Annotated in this window: 16 protein-coding genes and 2 pseudogenes; 11 read left to right on the forward strand and 7 right to left on the reverse strand. The window is 62.0% G+C overall.

Annotation, left to right across the window (positions count from 1 at the left end; all coding sequences use genetic code 11):
- Positions 1–19: 19 nt before the first annotated feature.
- On the reverse strand, positions 20–661 hold the full coding sequence (locus ABH939_RS30660) for a TlpA disulfide reductase family protein (protein WP_047270605.1): 642 nt from the start codon (positions 659–661) through the stop codon (positions 20–22).
- 230 nt (positions 662–891) lie between these two features.
- Between ABH939_RS30660 and ABH939_RS30665 the strand changes: the two genes are divergently transcribed.
- The gene (locus ABH939_RS30665) at positions 892–1,155 is read left to right on the forward strand and encodes a DUF4229 domain-containing protein (RefSeq protein ID WP_241064926.1); all 264 of its coding nucleotides are present in this window, start codon (positions 892–894) and stop codon (positions 1,153–1,155) included.
- A 137-nt stretch (positions 1,156–1,292) separates the two neighbouring features.
- Here ABH939_RS30665 and ABH939_RS30670 read toward each other — a convergent pair whose 3' ends face one another.
- Entirely contained in the window at positions 1,293–1,601 is a 309-nt protein-coding gene (locus tag ABH939_RS30670) for an alkylmercury lyase (RefSeq protein WP_151096977.1), read from the reverse strand.
- On the reverse strand, positions 1,598–2,002 hold the full coding sequence (locus tag ABH939_RS30675; RefSeq protein WP_151096975.1) for a MerR family transcriptional regulator: 405 nt from the start codon (positions 2,000–2,002) through the stop codon (positions 1,598–1,600). The genes ABH939_RS30670 and ABH939_RS30675 overlap by 4 nt, the downstream gene beginning before the upstream one ends.
- A 209-nt stretch (positions 2,003–2,211) precedes the next feature.
- On the opposite strand from ABH939_RS30675, the pseudogene ABH939_RS30680 reads away from it, so the two are divergent.
- Positions 2,212–2,476 (forward strand): annotated as a pseudogene (locus ABH939_RS30680) (cytochrome b); the annotation flags it as partial.
- A 63-nt stretch (positions 2,477–2,539) separates the two neighbouring features.
- Here the strand turns inward: ABH939_RS30680 and ABH939_RS30685 are convergent.
- Positions 2,540–4,162 (reverse strand): Nramp family divalent metal transporter, encoded by a 1,623-nt coding sequence (locus ABH939_RS30685; RefSeq protein ID WP_151097348.1) that lies wholly within the window; start codon positions 4,160–4,162, stop codon positions 2,540–2,542.
- Positions 4,163–4,205: 43 nt separating this feature from the next.
- Complete coding sequence (locus tag ABH939_RS30690) at positions 4,206–5,549, reverse strand: magnesium transporter MgtE N-terminal domain-containing protein (protein WP_151097350.1); 1,344 nt, start codon at positions 5,547–5,549, stop codon at positions 4,206–4,208.
- A gap of 959 nt (positions 5,550–6,508) precedes the next feature.
- Here ABH939_RS30690 and ccsB point away from each other — a divergent pair.
- From ccsB to phoU, 5 genes are all read left to right on the forward strand, one after another.
- Entirely contained in the window at positions 6,509–7,495 is a 987-nt protein-coding gene (ccsB, locus tag ABH939_RS30695; RefSeq protein WP_047270614.1) for a c-type cytochrome biogenesis protein CcsB, read from the forward strand.
- 270 nt (positions 7,496–7,765) lie between these two features.
- Positions 7,766–8,035: a WhiB family transcriptional regulator gene (locus tag ABH939_RS30700; RefSeq protein WP_052959928.1), complete on the forward strand. Its 270-nt coding sequence runs from the start codon at positions 7,766–7,768 to the stop codon at positions 8,033–8,035.
- Positions 8,032–8,361: a hypothetical protein gene (locus ABH939_RS30705; RefSeq protein ID WP_054827429.1), complete on the forward strand. Its 330-nt coding sequence runs from the start codon at positions 8,032–8,034 to the stop codon at positions 8,359–8,361. The genes ABH939_RS30700 and ABH939_RS30705 overlap by 4 nt, the downstream gene beginning before the upstream one ends.
- A 1,506-nt stretch (positions 8,362–9,867) precedes the next feature.
- Positions 9,868–10,044, forward strand: a complete 177-nt coding sequence (locus ABH939_RS30710) for an ANTAR domain-containing protein (protein ID WP_232354283.1) — start codon at positions 9,868–9,870, stop codon at positions 10,042–10,044.
- Positions 10,045–10,277: 233 nt separating this feature from the next.
- Positions 10,278–10,943 (forward strand): phosphate signaling complex protein PhoU, encoded by a 666-nt coding sequence (gene phoU, locus ABH939_RS30715; protein ID WP_151096973.1) that lies wholly within the window; start codon positions 10,278–10,280, stop codon positions 10,941–10,943.
- Positions 10,944–11,215: 272 nt separating this feature from the next.
- Here phoU and ABH939_RS30720 read toward each other — a convergent pair whose 3' ends face one another.
- Positions 11,216–11,383 carry a hypothetical protein gene (locus ABH939_RS30720; protein ID WP_155419211.1) on the reverse strand — a complete coding sequence of 56 codons (168 nt, stop codon included), beginning with the start codon at positions 11,381–11,383 and terminating at the stop codon, positions 11,216–11,218.
- A 195-nt stretch (positions 11,384–11,578) separates the two neighbouring features.
- On the reverse strand, positions 11,579–13,594 hold the full coding sequence (locus ABH939_RS30725) for a heavy metal translocating P-type ATPase (RefSeq protein WP_241064925.1): 2,016 nt from the start codon (positions 13,592–13,594) through the stop codon (positions 11,579–11,581).
- Between the two features lie 101 nt (positions 13,595–13,695).
- On the opposite strand from ABH939_RS30725, the gene ABH939_RS30730 reads away from it, so the two are divergent.
- From ABH939_RS30730 to ABH939_RS30745, 4 genes and pseudogenes are all read left to right on the forward strand, one after another.
- Positions 13,696–14,058, forward strand: a complete 363-nt coding sequence (locus ABH939_RS30730) for a helix-turn-helix transcriptional regulator (protein ID WP_047270658.1) — start codon at positions 13,696–13,698, stop codon at positions 14,056–14,058.
- A gap of 778 nt (positions 14,059–14,836) precedes the next feature.
- Positions 14,837–15,160 carry a hypothetical protein gene (locus ABH939_RS30735; protein WP_134929860.1) on the forward strand — a complete coding sequence of 108 codons (324 nt, stop codon included), beginning with the start codon at positions 14,837–14,839 and terminating at the stop codon, positions 15,158–15,160.
- A 256-nt stretch (positions 15,161–15,416) separates the two neighbouring features.
- Positions 15,417–17,039 carry an NlpC/P60 family protein gene (locus tag ABH939_RS30740; RefSeq protein WP_151096969.1) on the forward strand — a complete coding sequence of 541 codons (1,623 nt, stop codon included), beginning with the start codon at positions 15,417–15,419 and terminating at the stop codon, positions 17,037–17,039.
- A 107-nt stretch (positions 17,040–17,146) separates the two neighbouring features.
- Positions 17,147–18,044 (forward strand): annotated as a pseudogene (locus tag ABH939_RS30745) (cbb3-type cytochrome c oxidase subunit I); the annotation flags it as partial.
- Positions 18,045–18,405 lie beyond the last annotated feature (361 nt).

The following is an 18,405-nucleotide window of genomic DNA, read 5'->3' on the forward strand; positions in this document are numbered from 1 at the left end:
CGCGTGGGTGTGGGGACTGTCATTTCATCAACTCACTTACGGCGGAGCGTATTTGGTCCGTGTTTTCGAAAACCATGGGGGCTGTGACCTGGTCGACGGACCCGTCACGTTGGACGAGGAAGCTCAGCGGCAGAACTGGCGGCGCCGACAGTGCAATTCCGACGTCGTCGATGGCGGCGAACGAGGGATAGCGCACGCCGGCGTCCGTGAGAAGTGCTAGTGCTGCTGACATGTCGTCCTGGACATTGACGCCGACCACACGGATGGCGCCGGGGCTGCCTGCGTAATCGTTCAGAACCGGGATCTCCGATCGACACGGCCCACACCACGAAGCCCAGAGATTGATCAAGGTGGGTTCCCCGGACAGCGCTGCGCCGAGGTCGACTTCAGTGCTCTCGCCAAGACACGTCGCTTTGATTCCCCGGAGTTTTCCGTTCACGGGCGGTGCCGCCGGGGCCGCAGGGCAGGAAACCTTCGCTGCTGCGGTCGCAGATGTGAAGCTCGGGTCGAGAGCTTCGCCGTCGTCTTGGGATGCGGCCGGGGGCATTTGCGGTCGGGTTGGGGAGTGGGATTCGGTTGGTTCGGATCGAGGCCAGATTGCCACGACAAGGAGGGCGATCACGGCCAAGAAGAACATGAGCCATCGCGACCGTGCCTGCATACACTTCCTCCAAGTATGGTGCGGCGAATCGGGGAACAACACTGAACTACTATTGTGCATAGTAGCTATATTGGTTCTTCCACCGGCCCTCGCTCAGCAGCGGCAGGGGCCCGAGTCCAACTATTGAATCGAGCACTGTGAAACGTCAATCCGCCCCGGAGGGTCGTCCCAGCTCGTCGGCCCGCCCCGAAATTCCAGCACTGGATTCACATCAAGGGCCGCCGACGCGAATGACACGAATCGCACGGTCGAAGCTTGTGCGATTGATGGTGTACTACACCGCAGCTCGACTCGCCCTGATCGCTGGGCTCGCAGTGATCGTCATGGGAATCAACGCCGTATTCGACCTCGAAATCCCCGGCGCTTTGTCACTGTTCGGGGCCTTGCTGCTCGGATTCGCCATCTCTGCGATCGCATTCCGATCGTTGCGACGCCGGATCAACGAAGAGGTGATGGTCGTAGATGAGAAACGTCGCGCGTCGCGCACCGCGTGAAGAAGTTTCCCGCGGCCACGCCGGCATAGATGAAGACTTCCTTCATCCCCCGGTGTGACGCGGGAAGGGGCTAGGTCACGGCGATCGCTGCTGCCGAAGCCGAATTCGGAGCAGCAGTCAACGACTGTCCACGTTGGTCAATCCATTCCGAATGCTCTCCTCAGCGCCGACACAGTAGGAGCGCCGTCGACAGCGCCCGCGGCATCGCGATAGAGCCTGCAGGACACGCTCGGGATCTGATTTGGCTCGGCAAAGGGATCGTGGCCGTCGACGAGCAACGTCGGAGACCCGGCCATACCCGTGAGTGCTGCTGATTGGGAATCCTCGATGACCAGGCGGCGCAGTTCCCATTCGATCGGCATGCCTGAAAGAGCGTGCTCGATTCGTTGTTCGAGGAGCGGCACGTTAGGGCAGTCCGGGACTTGCAGAATTTCGAGATGCATCATGGTCGTCCTTTGTCGGTGTGCAATGTCTGGAGCATGGGGCAGTGCCGGTCAGCTCGCGGTAGTGCACAGGTGGAAGCGAATTCGGTCAATGAGGCCCGCATGCATTGCAGATCTCGGATCTTTTCGTCGAGCTCGGCGATCTTCTTCTGGGCGAGTCTCCGCGCTGCGTCGCAATCGTCCGGTCCGCCACCGGAGAGGTGGAGAAGTTCGTTGATCTCCTCGAGGCTGAAGCCGTGTTCCTGGGTGCGTTTGACGAACCGGATAATCTCGACCGCCTCATCTGGATATGAGCGGTATCCCGAGGCGGATCGTGGAGGCTGCTCCAGGAGTCCGCGCCGTTCGTAGTACCGCAACGTCTGCACATTCACCCGTGTGAGGGTGGCCAGTTCACTGCTACGCATGTTGCCATTGTGAACCCTGTACCCGGCTACGGAGTCAAGTTGTTCTGCCCGGCGGCAGGACATCGTCGACGGTGACCACGCCGACGACTGGGATTGTCGCGAGTTTATAGTCGGCCATCAGTACCACGACCACGACGAGGAAGCGCAGCATCCGAACCCGCGAGCCCTGCGATCGGTGCTGAATCTCCGACTACCACCGCACGCAGGCAAACCTGCTGCAGCGTCCGCGGGACGTTCCGGTCCGCACCGCGATCGGCGCGATGGTCATCGCGTTCTACCTGGTCCTGACGATCTCCTGCGTCAACGACATCATTGCGTACAAGTTCAACATCTCGCTGAACGCGATGATGTGGATCGGCCGCATCGGCATGGTGCTGCTGCCCCCCGATCGCGTTCTTCGTCACCTACCGGTTCTGCCTGGGTCTGCGGCGCAGCGACCGTGAGGTTCTCGAGCACGGCATCGAGACCGGCATCCCGCGTGGTGGTGACTCCCGAGCTGCTGGTACTCGCACTCTCATTTGGCTGCGGCTCGGCATCCTATCGGCTGCCGAGTTGAATAGCCTTGACCACGAGAAGTATCGCGCCGATGACGAGGTAGCCCCGCAAGGCCAGCATGCCCAGTTTCGTTCCGGAGGACCACACGACCGGTTCGAGCAGCGTCAGCGGCGGCATCCGCCACTGCATCTTTGCCTCTCGCCCGACGTCCGGGGGCAGAGCGGTGACTACGCCGCGGCGCCGGTCGAGCCACCGCACGCCAACTGTTGCGACGATACCAGCGACGACCAACGCTATCCCTAGGTATATTGAGGCGGTCACCACGTTGAGGTCGGGAAAAACGGTGGTGGCCATGAGGATTCCCGAGAGCATCAGCAGGACCGCGACGATCAGCCCGGCGACGAGGTTGAGCCAGCGCGGATTAATCCAGGGTCCGAGTACTTGCCGGTCGTTGCACAGCAGCAACAGGAACACGCTCGCGCTGGGCAGGAGCAGTCCGGCAAGAGCCTGCACGGCGGTAGTGATCAGTCCAAGCGGTGCGCCGGGGATCAGCACGATCCCCGCGGCAAGGAGGACCATGGCACCGTATGAGAGGTAGAAGGGTTTGGCCTCCTTGAACCCTCGGTGTAGCGAGTGGCTGATCCCGAACACGTCACCGAAGGCGTAGCTGGTCGACAGAGTGACCGCAGCGGCACCGATGATCGAGGCATCGAGAAGCACGATCGCGAAAATCGGGCCGAGGACGGAACCATTCGCGCTGAGGAGGCGTGCGATGTCGCCGGCGTCCACGAATTCTCCGACACTGCCAGTTGAGCGGGCGGCGTAGTCGGCGGTCATCATCAATGCCGCTGCGCCGGCGACGACGACCAGCGCCCCGAGGACGGTGTCGGCTCGTTCGTAGCTGATGAACCGCGGGGTGATCCGTTTGTCGATGATGTTGGACTGTTGGAAGAACAGTTGCCACGGCGCGACAGTGGTGCCGACGATTGCGATAATCAACAACACCGCGTCCGAGGTGATCCCGCCTCGGATGCCCGGGATCGCGAAGTCTCGGGCAGCGCGACCCCAGTCTGGGTGTGAGAGCAGCAGCATCGGGATCTGTACCGCCGTGACGGCGATGAAGACGAACATCGCACGTTCCCAGCGGCGGAAGCTGCCGGTGGCCATGATCGCGATCAACGCGACCGCAGCGGTCGGCACGACGATGTACCGTGAGACGCCGAAGTAGCTGGCGGCCAGTGAAACTCCGATGAACTCGGCGACGATGGTCAGGAAGTTCAATACGAACAGATCGCCGACGGAGAACCAGCCCCACCCGCGGCCGAAGCGCTCGTTTATCAGCCGGGCATGCCCTACCCCGGTCACCGCCCCGAGTCGGACAACCATCTCCTGGTTGACGATCAGCACTGGAATCAGCAATAACAGCACCCAAAGCAGCGAGTACCCGTAGTTCTGGCCGGCCTGCGCGTAGGTGGCAACACCGCCGGCGTCGTTGTCACCTACCATGACGATGAGGCCAGGTCCGACGATCGCCAACATGGTCAGCATCCGAGCCTTGAAAGTGCGGCGAGATTCCTTGTCGGACAAACTGATTCTTCCGAGCGCCCCCTCGATGTCGCCGAGGTGCGCGGAATCGAGGACTGCGGACGGTCGCGGTTCAGGCATACCGACAGGCGTATGTGCCGGGGTGGCGTCGGTGATCTCGGGTTCAGCCACGGTCATCACCGCCTGGATCTGTGGAGGTGGTGTTGGTCGTAGGGTGGTCGGTGGCGCGCTCGACGATGGGCCTCGGTGCAGGTTCTCGCCGTCGCCAGTCGTCGGGGATGGAGGCCTCGAGGACATCGTCGACGGTGACCACGCCGACGACGTGGTCGGCATCGTCGACGACTGGGATCGTCGCGAGGTTATAGTCGGCCATCAGCACCGCCACCTCGGTTAGGTCCGCCACTGGGGTCACGCGCACAGGGTCGGTGTCCATGATGTCGACGATCGGGGTCACCGACTCCGATTGCAGCAGCCGGATGACCGACGCCACCCCGATCAGCCGGCCGGCGTCGGTGAGCACGTGCACCTTCAGCAGAGCCTCGGGCTGCATGGACCGTGCTGCTGAGATTGCCGACAGGGCCTGCGCCGCAGTGGCGGTGGCGGCGCAGGAGATGACGTCGACGCTCATCAGGCCGCCGGCGCTGGACGAATTGAACCCCATTAGTGTGATCACCTTCGTGCGTTGGCCGGCCGGCATCAGATCGAGCACTCGTCGACGGCGGGACTGTCGTAACTCTGCGACTGCGTCGGCGGCGTCGTCTGCGCGCATGAGACCAAGCACACCGGCCACCTCGACGTCGCTCATGTCGTCGAGCAGCTTGTTGGCCTTGCCCGGGTCGAGCTCTTCGAAAACGTCCGCCTCAAGCTCGGGGTCGGTGTGGACGCGGTCAAGGATTTCCCCACCCTCGCGCTTGTCTGCGCCCTCGAGCAGATCTGCAATCTGCGCCGGTTTAAGGGTGCCGACTCGCCCGCCGACCCGCCGCACTACCATGCTGTGTTTGTGGCCGATCAAGGGTTCGAACGCTTTCCAATCCCGACTGGCGTGTCCTCCATGGGATTTGATTAAGCCGAAGAACCGGGCCGGGCGGCGAGTGTCGAGCCGTGCGAGTACCCACCCGTGACCGGGGTTCTCGAGTTCGATGTCGTAGGCGTGCACCAGCTCCGCGGCCGGGACGTCGATCAGCCGATGGCCAAGGACGTCGGAACGCAGCAGTACCTCGCCCTCGCGGCGCTCGAACCCGCGCAGGTCCACCTTGTTCTGCGCCAGCATCACCCGGTCCCCGTCGAGGTGCTCGATCCGTTCGGCAGGAACGTACACTCGCCGACCACCGACACTGACTACCAGCCCGGATACCGTCGGGTAGGTGTCCACGCCGAGCAATCGCACGATCAGATCGTCTAGGGCGCCGACGATGTCCCCATTCCGTGCGATCACTGGTCGCTTCAGTAGCTGTGAGAGATGGATCACCGGATGCGTGGGGGCTCCGTCGGTCGCTGACTCGGTCATCGGCACTCCTCGCGTCGGTGGGTGGGTGGGACGAGCCACGCAGGATGCGCACACCCGCGCGACGACTGTTGATGTCCGATTGAAAGGTCGGTGGACGGACAAGCGTGGCCTAAGTTCGGCGCGGCTCGGTCAGTTGCGACTCAGTTCGCCGGTGACGACGCATCTGCATGGTTGAAACTCGCGACCAAAACTTCAAGCACGCCACTTTCTCGCTTCGCGGACAAGCCTTTCGGCTCCGATATTGTTACATGCGCACCTATGCATGTAAAGTCCAGGTTGGGAGCCGTTTGGGGCGACTCTCAAGCTCGGCGACTTCTGGCGTAGCGGTTCGGGTTGTGAGGTCGTCGGAGCAGAGGCTCAATGCGGATGCACGGTCGACCCCGCCTTTGGTGAGCGTATTCATACATCCGCCCATCTATCGCGCACGTGGTCCAGTGCACCTAGAAGCGTTGCCGTGAGCGCGAAGTCGCGTCCCCGGAGGGTCGGTCAGCAGATCAATGCGTCAACGTGTTCGCTCGGTGGCATGGCAATGTTCGTTGCGTCAGCGTTCGTTGCGTCAGCGAGCCCTTGCGCCCTGAGGGGTTTGGCGTATCACTCAGCGCCGCGGAACGCGGTATCGATGCCGGCATCCGACGGCAGCCTCATTTTCCGGGCGGCTCCCCGTTGAGCCACACAACATTGACTACTATCGGGCATAGTAGTCAATGTGTGCCCTCGCCGACCTCTACGGGCATGCTGATCTGAACGGACGACTGATCGAAACCGCAGTGCGCCGAGGTCGGGCAATGACGCGTACGGCGGGTCCGGCGCATCCCAGACGGAATTGTAGGTTGTGCGATTCTGCCAAGTCTGCGGCACGGATTAATGGACCACGAATGACGTACGAGTAGTAGAAACTCGCTGGACGGGTGCGGCCGCATCTGATCTGAGAACCCGGATGGCTCAGGAGAGGACCCACCGTGCCCATCAACCAAACCATTGCCAGGCTGAGTGACCTGTCGTTCCAGTCGGCCTTCGCCGTGTATCTGTTAGCCCTCGTGTTGCTGATCTGGCACTACGCCGCGACACGCACCGACCACGTCCACCGGTTCGAGTTGGGGAGCAGGAAGCTTGTGGCGGCAGGGGGAGTCTCGGCGCCGTCGCCGGAAGTGCCCGGACGGATCGTTTCGGCTCCGCCGAAGCCAGTGCCCGAGCGTCTCGGCAACATGGGTGCCGCGGTTCTCGTCGTGGGCTTGGGACTGCACCTTGTGTCGATCGTGTTGCGTGGCTTCGCAACCGGACGTTTCCCGTTGGGCAACATGTACGAGTTCGTCACCATGGCCACCGCGGCCGCAACGGCGACTGGCATCGTGTTTCTGCGTGGGCAGACATACCGCGCGATGTGGGTTTTTCTTCTGGCGCCGGTCCTAATCCTGATGTTCGTTGCGGCAACCCTGCTCTACGCCGACGCAGCGCCTGTCGTTCCGGCTCTGCAGTCCTACTGGCTTCCGATCCATGTCACAATCGTCAGCATCGGCAGCGGCGTCTTCCTGGTTTCCGGCGTGGCCAGCCTCGCGTTCCTACTACGGATCCGACAGCCCGCCGGCGCGGAGCGCCGCGGGCCTGTAGGTTCGATGGCTCGTCGTTTGCCCGACGCCCAGACACTCGACCGGTTGGCCTACAGAACCGTCATCGTCGGCTTCCCTCTCTTTGGTATCGGAGTCATCCTCGGCGCGATCTGGGCGGAGGCAGCCTGGGGTCGGTTCTGGGGGTGGGATCCCAAAGAGACGATGTCGTTTATCGCCTGGGTGATTTACGCCGCCTACCTCCACGCCCGAGCGACCGCAGGTTGGCGCGAGACCAAAGCCGCTTGGATAAACATCGCAGGATTCGTCTCGATGCTGTTCAATCTGTTCATCATCAACATGGTCGTGTCCGGATTGCACTCCTACGCCGGTCTGAGCTGAGCGATTCGTGATCGAATTGAAGCTCGACGGGCACGTCCACGGTGGCGTTCGAAGCGAAGACAACGTATGAGTGCCCAAAGAATGATCTTCGTAGGCTACGTCGCGGGGCGCGACTGGTGCGTTCGAGGCGGCGGGGGGTTCCTTCGTGTCTTGCCTTCCTGCTGCTTGTTTGAATGCAGTCACGGGTTTGGTTATAGGTTATTCGGGTGAGGGCGTGACGGAAGGCGAGGTTCGAGTGCCGGTGGAGGGTGGTCTTACTGCTGGAAGCCGGTGGGATTCGCCGACTCGGCGGATTTGTCAGAACTGCCCCTGCTCGGTAGTTGTCGCGAGTATGCCCTGGGTGCTGGTGAGCCGTACGGAACCTGGGGTGGCATGACCGAAGCCGATCGAAAGCTGGGATCATCCTTTGACCCCGTCGGAGACAGGTGTGTAATTGTCCCGTGGGTCAACCGCAAATCCACGTTGCGAAGTCCGCTCGGCCGGGGAATGGTCTTCGAGATTCTCTTGCGGCGCCGCTGTATCAAGGAGGCGATTCGATGACGAATGACGAGGCGCCTCTGTCGGTTTACCGAATGACGGGCGATGACCTGGTCGCGGAGTACCAATACTTGTACGACAGGTTTGATCGCCACACCCCGAATCAAAAGGCGCGGTTCTACTATGTGAACGGGGAAATGAAAGCTCGTGGGCTCGAACATGGCATGCCAACTCCCGCTGCGCGCGATCACGACGATGCCTGGGATGGAGAGATCCGAGATTCGCGTGTTACGCGAATAACTGCACTGCATGGCTTCCCGGTCGATTTTACGGTGTCGAATCGGTGCGCAATACACACTCATCAAGGGCCTGGGATCAACGAGCACTGAGGCGGTCGCTGAAACCACTCACGCCCGCGGACTCAGGCGTTTGACGGATCACGGTGATGCTCCCTCTTCGGGTGTGGTGTCATCAGGTTCTCCTGACTGTATTGCGTAGAGGTTCGGCTTGCACTGGACTGCTTTTCGGCGGCTAGCGCACAGATAATCGAAGTTACAGATTGGAAAACTTGCGCTGCAGGCGTAGCACCGACCGTCTTGACTTTGCGACACGGCGAAAAATGCTGTGGTGGCATGGAGTTCGCTTTCGGACTGATCTCGTGAGGTCCTCCGTGCCGTTCGTGGTTCTCTGGCCGAGATCGACGAGTGAGAGCGAGCTTTCGGTGCAACTGCGAGATTGGGCCGTGCATCATTGCAGGACCATATGTGCTCTACCCAACCGATGGGGCGCTGACGCCGGGAGGGCAGTCTCGACGACCATACAAGGCAGAGGACCGATGAGACCGGTAGATGCCGGCGCCCGCTCCCGGACGTGTACGACTAGGCCGTACGCTTCGCGGGCGGTCGAGGTGAGGTTTGTCCTGTTTGCCGTGGTGCTTTGCCCCACTCTCCTCATTTCGGAAAATGCTGCCATGCACTCGCGAGTGAAACGCGACGCGATCGCACGGGTACGTGCTGAGCACACGTCGACACCATCAATCCATGTCTGCCACCATGGGGGTCGCGTAGACGAGTGTGTGTTCTAGGCGTTGCCCCCGGCCAGGCGTTGCGGCAAGATCGAAGGTTCCTAGGCGCTGTCCGGGGTGAAATTCTTCTGTACCCATGTTTTCGGCGGCCGAGCGAGGGTATGTGTTTTCGCCAGTTGGGGGGACACAGTTCCACCGTGGTTCACCAGGTCAGGGTGAGACGTCCGACCTGATGGGCCGTGCGGCCCGGTGTCAGGGTCGACGGGCGCGCAGTCAGAGGCGGCCCACCGAATTTTCGGCCTGCGCGACATCGCGTTCGGTGGGCCGAGTGCAACGCCACGTCGGGATGGTGCTGCATTGATCGACTGTAGCGAAAGCATTGTCTGCGTTCGACTCCTGACGTTTCCGCTCGGACAGATCCGCCCTGTGAAGATGCAGTCCGCGAAGGTGGGTGTGGTGGCGTAGCGGAGAGTATTGGGGGAGGGGTGATGTCGGAGGTGCTGGGCGTATTCGGGTGATGCGCCGGGTCCGCTTTCTTGCTGTTGAAGTTCGGTGTTGATGCGGCGGGCTTCCGCGAGTTGGTCTTCGAGGAAGATAATGCCTCACGCCTCGTAGAGGGCGGTGCCGGCGGCGACCAGTTTGGGCCGTTCAGTAGTAGACATCGCATCGTCGACACAAATGGTGTGACGAGATCGGTGAATCGTGGTGGGCGACAGCATCCTCGGCGGCAACGACGAAGTAATCGGTAGTGCCGGTCTTTACATAGACGTCACCGAAACGCTCGACCGCATGGGTCAGGGAGTCGGTCGACGAGTTGGTCGATGAGATCAGTAGCTCCCGTGGAGCGATCGAGCAGGCCAAAGTGATGCTGATGATCGTGTACGGAATTTCCGCGGAGCGGGCCTTCGACATTCTCATCTGGCGCTTGGAGCAGAAGAACGTCAAACTCCGCCAGGTGTCCGAGCAGTTGAGCGCCCGTGTTCGCGCAGACTTCGCTCTACTCGGTGGGTTGCGTTCGCAATTCGATCAGCTGCTGCTCGGTTTGTGACCGATGACAGACTGAATCGCGTTGTGGTCGGCACCTGCGGCTGACTGCTTAACCACAGGCACCTCGCCGACAGCACCCATTACGGCTGTCGGCTTCAATCCATTTCTACCCGTCACCGGCGGGCACAGAAACGGTATTGCCCGGACGGAGGCCGAGAAGAGGGGCAATGGACCCGATGCCCCGGATCGAACTGAAGACGAAACAACCGCTGGGTACACATCTAGGGTGATGAGATGCGCACACATTTCGCCGACAGCCTCGACGACCTCTCGTGTGGCCTGGCGTCGATGTGCGGGCTCACCGTGACAGCGATGTCGGAGGCAACGGCAGCCCTCCTCGATGCCGACCTTCGCACCGCCGAGCGAGTACTCGACGCGAACACCGACCTCGAGCGGGCCGCCTCCGACTGGGAACACAAGGCATTCTCACTTCTCGCCTTACAAGCCCCTGTGGCACATGACCTCCGATTTACCGTTGGCGGTTTGCACATCGCCGCAAGTCTGCAACGTATGGGCGCACTGGCCGTCCACATCGCCAAGATCGCGCGCCTGCGCCACCCGACGTCGGCCGTACCGCCCGAAGCGCGGGCAGTCGTAGCGGACATGGGAAGGACAGCAGTGGCTCGGGCGACCGAAACCCAGGTAATACTGCGGCACGTCGATTCTGCTCACGCGCAAGAGCTTGTGGCCGCCGACACGGTCATGGACGAACTGCACCGGCGCCTGTTCACCGTCACCCAAGCCCAACAATGGCCGCACGGAGTGCAAGCTGCTGTCGACATCACCCTGCTCGGACGGTTCTACGAACGATTCTGCGACCACACTGTGGAAATCGGACGACGCATCATCTTCCTCGAAACCGGTCGACTCCCCGCCCGACCCGACGCGCTCCTTCCGTAGGTTGAAGCTTGCCGGGATGTCAGGAGGGGAGATGACGCATTCCGGCCCCGATGTGGAAGCCGGCTGTCTGGTCAGTCGGAAGACGTGGACAGTGTGATGAGATCCGATTTGGTGTTGCGTTGGGAGTTCGATTCTCGCGCCCGACCTTGGCTGCACGACGTCGCCTCTCCCGAGGAAGGATCTTGACCCCACGTCCGTGGTCCCGCTCGTGGTTGCGAGATGAGATGCAGCACGAGTGTATCGGCGGTGAGCATGGTCGATGCCGTGCCGGGCTACTGTGCGGCGTTCTCCGAATTGAGTCGACTGATCTCCGCGCGCATGCGTCGCATCGGTCGGTCAACTCGGCTCTTTCTCTCGTTGCCCGCGGTCATCAGTCCAATTATGGCGGCCATTCCTGCTGGAATTCCGAGAACTACGACGAGGAACGGCGCCAAGCTCATGGAGTTCTCCTATGCTCGGATCGAGCGGTCTGGGACAGTGTCGATCAACAACCTACTATCGTCAATAGTAGATTGCTCATGGCGGGTGGTCCATTGACGGCGTCCCGCGGCAAAACTCGCGGGTTCCCTTCGCCACTACGTAGCGCGCAGGCAATCGAAGGCGGACGACCTTTGCTTGGGAGATGTACCTCTTCTCTAGATGGATCGAGCCCGGCGCCACCCGAGGTTGCCTGTCTCGTAGCGCCACGCGCGTTGGGAAAGTAGTCGCATTCCGTTGAGTCCGACGATGACGGTGGAGCCTTCGTGTCCGGCGACGCCGAGGGGTAACGGTAAGTGCCCGAACAGGTCCCACAGGACGAGGGTGGTGATGAAGGTGGCGGCGATCGCGAGGTTGGCGATCACGATGCGCCGGGCACGGCGTGAGAGGGCGATCACGCGCGCGATGGTGGCGAGTTCGTCACGGACGATGACGGCGTCGGCGGTGTCGAGTGCGAGGTCGGATCCGGCGCGGCCCATGGCGATGCCGGTGTGCGCGGCGGCGAGTGCGGGGGCGTCGTTGACACCGTCACCGACCAGTAGCACCTTCGCGCCGCTGCGTTCGAGTTCGGCGACGGCGGTGACCTTGTCCTCGGGGAGGAGTCCGGCCTGCACGTCGGTGATCCCGACCTGTGCGGCGAGCGCAGCGGCGGCGCGGGGATTGTCGCCGGTCAGTAGAACCGGAGTGTGTCCGGTGAGGGAAGTCAGTTCGTCGACGACACCGCGGGCGCCGTCGCGGAGTTGATCGGCCAGTCCGAGTACTCCGATCGGTGCGGCGTCGACAATCACCACGATCGCGGTCTTTCCGCAGGCTTCCATCTCGGCGGCCGCAGACATCGCTTGCGCCGTGGCACGGTCCGCGATCGCGGCCGACGCCGCTGGAAGCAGGTGTGCGGGGCTGCCGACCTGAATCCGGCGACCGTTCAGGCGTGCTCGCACTCCCCGGCCGGGGGCGGAGTCGAACTCTTCGACAGGGGGCACCTGCAACCCGCGTTGGCGGGCAGCGGCGACGACCGCGTCAGCGAGCGGGTGCTCACTGGGATGCTCGGCCGCGGCGGCGAACGTGAGCAGCTCGTCGGCGGCGAGGTTCGCCCCGCTCATCGGCCGGATGTCCGTCAGGGCCGGGGACCCCTTGGTGAGGGTTCCGGTTTTGTCGAATGCGACGGTGGTGACCGAACCGAGCTGCTCCATCACGACGGCGGATTTGACCAACACGCCGTTGCGGCCGGCGTTGGCCATCGCCGCCAGTAGCGGCGGCATCGTGGCCAGCACGACTGCGCACGGGGAGGCGACGATCATGAACGTCATCGCCCGCAGCAGCGACGGTTGCAGGGCGCCGCCGAGCGCGAACGGGATGAAGAACACTGCGAGGGTCGCGGCCACGACTCCGACCGAGTAGTACTGCTCGACCTTCTCGATGAACAGCTGCGACTTCGCTTTGGTGGCGGACGCTTCTTCGACCATCGCCACGATCCGCGCGACGACCGTCTCCGATGCCGCGTGATCGATCCGGATTCGCAGAGTGCCGGTCCCGTTGAGGGTTCCGGCGAACACCTCGTCATCGCGATGTTTTGCCACTGGTAGGGGTTCTCCGGTGATCGAGGCCTGATCGACATCACTGCTTCCGGAGATGATCCGGCCGTCGCCGCCGATCCGCTCGCCCGGCCGGACGACGATCACATCACCTGCCGTCAACGACGCCGCATCCACCATGGTTTCGTGCCCGTCAGGGCCGATGACGGTGGCACGTTCGGGAGCAAGATCGAGCAGGCTGCGCACCGAGTCGGCGGTGCGCTGGGTCAGGAATGCTTCCAACGCGCCGGAGGTGGCGAAGATGACGATCAGCAGGCCGCCGTCGAGGACCTGGCCGATCGCCGCGGCGCCGATCGCGGCGACGATCATGAGCAGGTCGACGTCGAGGGTTTTCTCTCGAAGCGCCTGCAAGCCCGCCAGTGCGGGCTCCCACCCGCCGGTGACGTAGCAGCCCAGATACAGCGTCCACCACAGCCAGGTCGGGGCACCGCCGAACTGAGCGGCAAGCCCGAGGACGAACAGCCCGGTCGCGATGGCTGCCCACCGCACTTCCGGGAGTGCGAACGGCCGGGTGCGGACGGCGGTTGCGGCCCGGGGCGCCGCGGGCTCGGTGTGTGGATCGCTGCGTACAGGGGTGGTCATGGCACGGCTTCCGGCTGGGGGCAGGGGGGTAGGAACGAACGCCACGATACAGGAAAACATGAAGACCTCTTCATGTAATCATGATGGGTAAGATGCTTCACATGGGTCACGGAGTCGAAGGCACGTCCACACCGCCCGCGCAGCTCGATGCGGAGTCGGCCGCGACGGTGGCTGCCACGTTGCAGGCGTTGGCGACGCCGAGTCGACTGCGGATGTTGACTCGGCTGCGGCACGGGGCGTGTTCTGTGGGTGACCTGGTGGAGGCGGTGGGGATGGAGCAGTCCGCTGTCTCGCATCAACTGCGACTGCTGCGTGCGATGGGGTTGGTGACGGGGACGCGGCAGGGCCGCAACGTCGTGTACAGCCTGTACGACAATCATGTGGCGATGCTTCTCGACGAAGCGGTCTATCACATCGAGCATCTCGGGCTCGGAATCGCCGACGACCCGATCCCTGCCCTGTAAAGAGCTCACCCCATATGTGGCCAATCGACGCCGGAGTCCCTCGGCGGCGCGTCCGACGACCAGGTGATCAGTGCGTGCGGCGACACACTCGCTCAAGCTCATGCTGCAGTGGTGTTACCAACCTCGATCTACTCGCTGGGGCGAGATGAATGTGTTGATCAATCGGCAATCTCCTGATCGGGCTACCCTTCATTTCGACCCCTGACATCTCCTCCCCTGGTCGGTGGAACAACGAAAGCGATCCAACCCGATGGATATTCGCAGTCTGCCTCGGTACATGACGGTGGCGGCTGTGGTCGCCGCCGCCGTGACATCACTCACGGCCTGCACGAACAGCGGTACCGATAGTGCGGAGCCTTCCCTTCAGTCATCGTCGAGCAAGGCCGGCGAACCCTCGGCAGTGATGAATGGGCTCGAGTCCAGCACCTCCGATATGGCGCTGATTACTGATGATTCGATGATTCCCGCCGGTCAAGCCACGACGTGGAGATTCCGAATCGACGATTCAGGGGGTGGCGCGGTAACCGAGTACGAGGCAGAGCAAGGCCAGCTCATGCATCTGTATTTCATTCGGGATGACTCGACGAGATTCGCGCATCTGCATCCGATCATGGCTGGCGACGGCACGTGGAGCGCCCCGATCTCAGGCCTCGTACCCGGGAGATACCGCGTATACGCCCAGTTTAGGGCTCTTAGCGGGAAAACCTCTGAAACGCAGGTGCTTTCGCAGCTGGTCACAGTTCCTGGGGAGGGGACTCCGGAAAGGCTTCCACACGCCATGCCGTCGACCTCGGTCGACGGCTACACGCTCACGGTCGCGGGGAAACTCACACCCGGCCAGTCGGGAGAGCTCACGGTGGACATTGCCGGAGGCGACGAGCAGGGATCCGACGTGCAGCGCTACGAGGGCGCCTATGTCCATGTCACTGCAATCCATGCACAGACTCTCGCCTTTGCTGATCTGACGCCACTGGACAGCGATCAGCGAGGTCCGGAATTCGATGTACCTGCGAAACTCTCGAAATCCGGCGACTGGCGACTGTTCATCGAGTTCCAGACAGGAGGCCAGTTGCACACCGCGGCGATCACCATCGCTCTGTAACGCACCTTCAGCAGGCGCAATGACAATCGGGATGTGCCCGCCGGCGCCTCGTGCGTGCACCCGACATTCCTGAGCAAGGCGGGGTGGCGATTCCACGCAGCGGGTGCGAAACGGTCCCGAGGTCAGGAGCATTGCCGTTCTGGTCCAATCCGGTACGACAGCACGGTTAGCCGATCTGTGGTGCGCGAGGGAAACATGTGACGCTTTTTGTCATATGGGGCAGTTGATGATGTTTATCTACTATTGTCCTTAGTACATGGGTGTCGAGCGCAGTTTGAGTCGTCGAGGACGAGGGGTGTTTGTGAGGCAACGGAATCGACTCACGCATGCTCGCACGAGAGTCGCTCACGCCGTCCTTGGTCTGGCTCTCGCAGGATCGATCGTCGCAACCACTCCCGGTATCGCGATGGCGGTTCCGCCGCCGCCACCGAATCCGAGCGATACCGAGTTGCAACAGGCAGACTCACGCGTGGATCAAACTCTGGGCCGTATCGGCGATCTGATCAACGACGTTGCGTCGGCGAATGCGCAACTCGCTGAGATCGCCGCCCAGGTTGCGATCAAGCGGGAGGACGTGAACAAGGCGTTGGTGGACCTTCAGTCATCCCGTGATGTCGCGGTGGCCGCCACTGCTGCTGTGGCAGCTGCACGCACCGACATGGGAGTGGCTGGGCAGGCAATCGAGGTGGCGCAACAGCAGTTCGACGATTTCGTTGCCGCCAGCTACAGACAAGGCAGCACCGCCGGCTCGCTGACCGTCTTCCTCGGAACCGACAGCCCCGACGATCTCTTGGCCAAAGCCGACCTGGTGCGGATGATTACGAAGAAGCACAACGCGGTCATGGACGAGCTTCAGCGCGCACGAACGGCGCGATCGAACACGGAGTCTGTGGCACGGGCGGCCCAGGCGACCGCCGACGCTGCTGCAGCGAGAGCAGAAGACAACAAAGCCCTCGCAATGGAAGCAATCCAGCGCGTGACGGATGCGCAGAAGTCGGCAACAGAGCAACAGACAGTGGTCATGAAGGAGCGCGATTCGGCGCAAAGCGAGTTGGATGCAGCGAGAAACAGCGCGACGGGATTGCAGAACCAGCGTCAGGTCTACGACCAGTGGGATACTCAGCGCAGAGCAGAGGAAGCAGCTACCGCTGCGGCGATCGCCGCAGCGCAGCAAGCAGCATCGGAAGCTGCGACCCGGGTTGCTGCGGATCAAATTGCACGTGATCGCGCCGCGGACATTGCCAGCAGACAGCGTCCGCATACCCAGATCAGCGATGACTCCTCGGAGACGAAGGTGCCGTCGGTGACGACTACGCCGTCACCGCCTGCTGCTTCTACAAGGGCTCCCACGTCGGTGACGGCTACGCCGTCACCGCCTGCTTCTCCAACCAAGGCTCCGTCGGTTACGACGGATCCCGGAGGTGGCGTGAGTGACGACGGTCAGAATTCGGTCACCGGTGATGGTGCCATCGAAACTGTCATCGACCGGGCAATGTCGCAACTCGGTGTCCGCTATTCGTGGGGAGGCGGAGACGCAAACGGGCCGACCGTCGGAATTCGTGACGGCGGAGTCGCGGACACTTTCGGTGATTTCGAAAATGCAGGCTTCGACTGTTCCGGAATCATGATCTATGCGTTTGCTGGTGTGGGAATCTCACTTCCGCACTACTCCGGGTACCAGTACACCGCGGGAAGGCAGGTTCCAGCCTCTCAGATGAAGCGAGGGGATCTGATCTTCTACGGGCCCAACGCAAGTCAGCACGAGGCGCTCTACCTTGGCAACAATCAGATGCTTGAATCCCCGCAGTCCGGCGATGTGGTCAAGGTTTCCCCGGTGCGTTGGGACGGCATGGTGCCCAATGTGACCAGGCTTCTCTAGCTCTTCTCCGTCGGCGGTGCGGTTGGCTTCAGAGGTCGGCGAAAATCGTTGCGCGTACGTCTGTCTCCATAAGAGTTTGTGCTCCGAAACTGGACATTAGTTGTACTTTCGGAGCGATTATCACGACGGCGGGCTTCGTCACCCCAGGAGGTGCCGCCGACTTCGGATGGACTGCGTACGCACCGTCGAGTTCCGTCGGTCAGTTCGCCGGGCGTGCGCGCGGACATGTGGGGATCGTGGGGTTGGCGTTATCGGGATTGGTGACCGTTCTCGGTGCCGTCAACGTTCAGGCGGTGAAAATCTTCAAATGGATCGGGACAATGTGGAAGGGGCAATTGACTTTCGAGTCGCCGATGCTGTTCTCGATCAGTTTCTTGATCACCTTCTTGGTCGATGGTCTTTCGGAGGTGCTTCTGGCCAGACCACCGTTCGATTTTCAGGTCACCGACAGTTACTTCGGCGTGGCACATTTTCACTACGTGGTCTTCGGCACGGTTGTGTTCGCCACGTACGCGCGGATCTACTTCTGGTTCCCTAAGATGACTGGCCGAGTGATGGATGAGTGGCTGGGCAAATGGCATTTCTAAGCGGCGTTCGCGGATTCCACATGACCTTCCTCGTGCAGCACTGGCTCGGCGTCGAGGGGATGCCGCGCCGCTAAGCGGATTACCTACCTTTGGACGACTTTGCGGTACTGAACTCCATCTCGACCGTAGAGTCCTTCGTCTTGGATGCATTCACCTTGCCGTTCATCTGGAACGTCTTCAGGAGCTACAGATTTGGTGAAGTCGTCACGGTCGACGATCCGTGGGGCAATGGCAATCCTCTCGAGTGGGCGACCAGCTGTCCGCCGCCACGCCACAACTTCACCGAGCCCCTATCCGCTCCGAGTGTCCGGCGTTCGAGATGCACCACCCACACATGGTGGAACGGATTCGGGCTGAAGCTCACACCGGAAGGTTCCATCCCACAGCGAGCACACTGGCGGGAAACGGATCCGAGTGAGCCGTCTCGTCCGCAAACTACGTGTACGCAATATATGTCGCACGTATGACGGGAAGAAGTGAGGACACGAAGTCGCCATGAGTTCGTTCCCAATTTCGGTGATGACTGTGCCGGCGACGGATGAGACGACAGCCGCACTGACCGATTCGTTGTTACGCGAACTCTTACCGCGCTCACGTTTGTCGGTGCGGGCCTCGGTTGCCCTGCCTCGACGCTGCGCAATCTCCCGCTGTCCCGCGCATCGTATTCGATCGCCGTGGAGACTTTGGTTGGGTCCCTGTGTAGAAGTCCAGTGTCTGTGTGACTTTCGTGTCCGATAATGGGCACAGGAGGAAATTCACGAATCATGGCACGCAGACAC

It is taken from the genome of Rhodococcus sp. 27YEA6, from assembly GCF_044908235.1.
GTDB classification, from domain to species: Bacteria; Actinomycetota; Actinomycetes; order Mycobacteriales; family Mycobacteriaceae; genus Rhodococcus_F; species Rhodococcus_F qingshengii.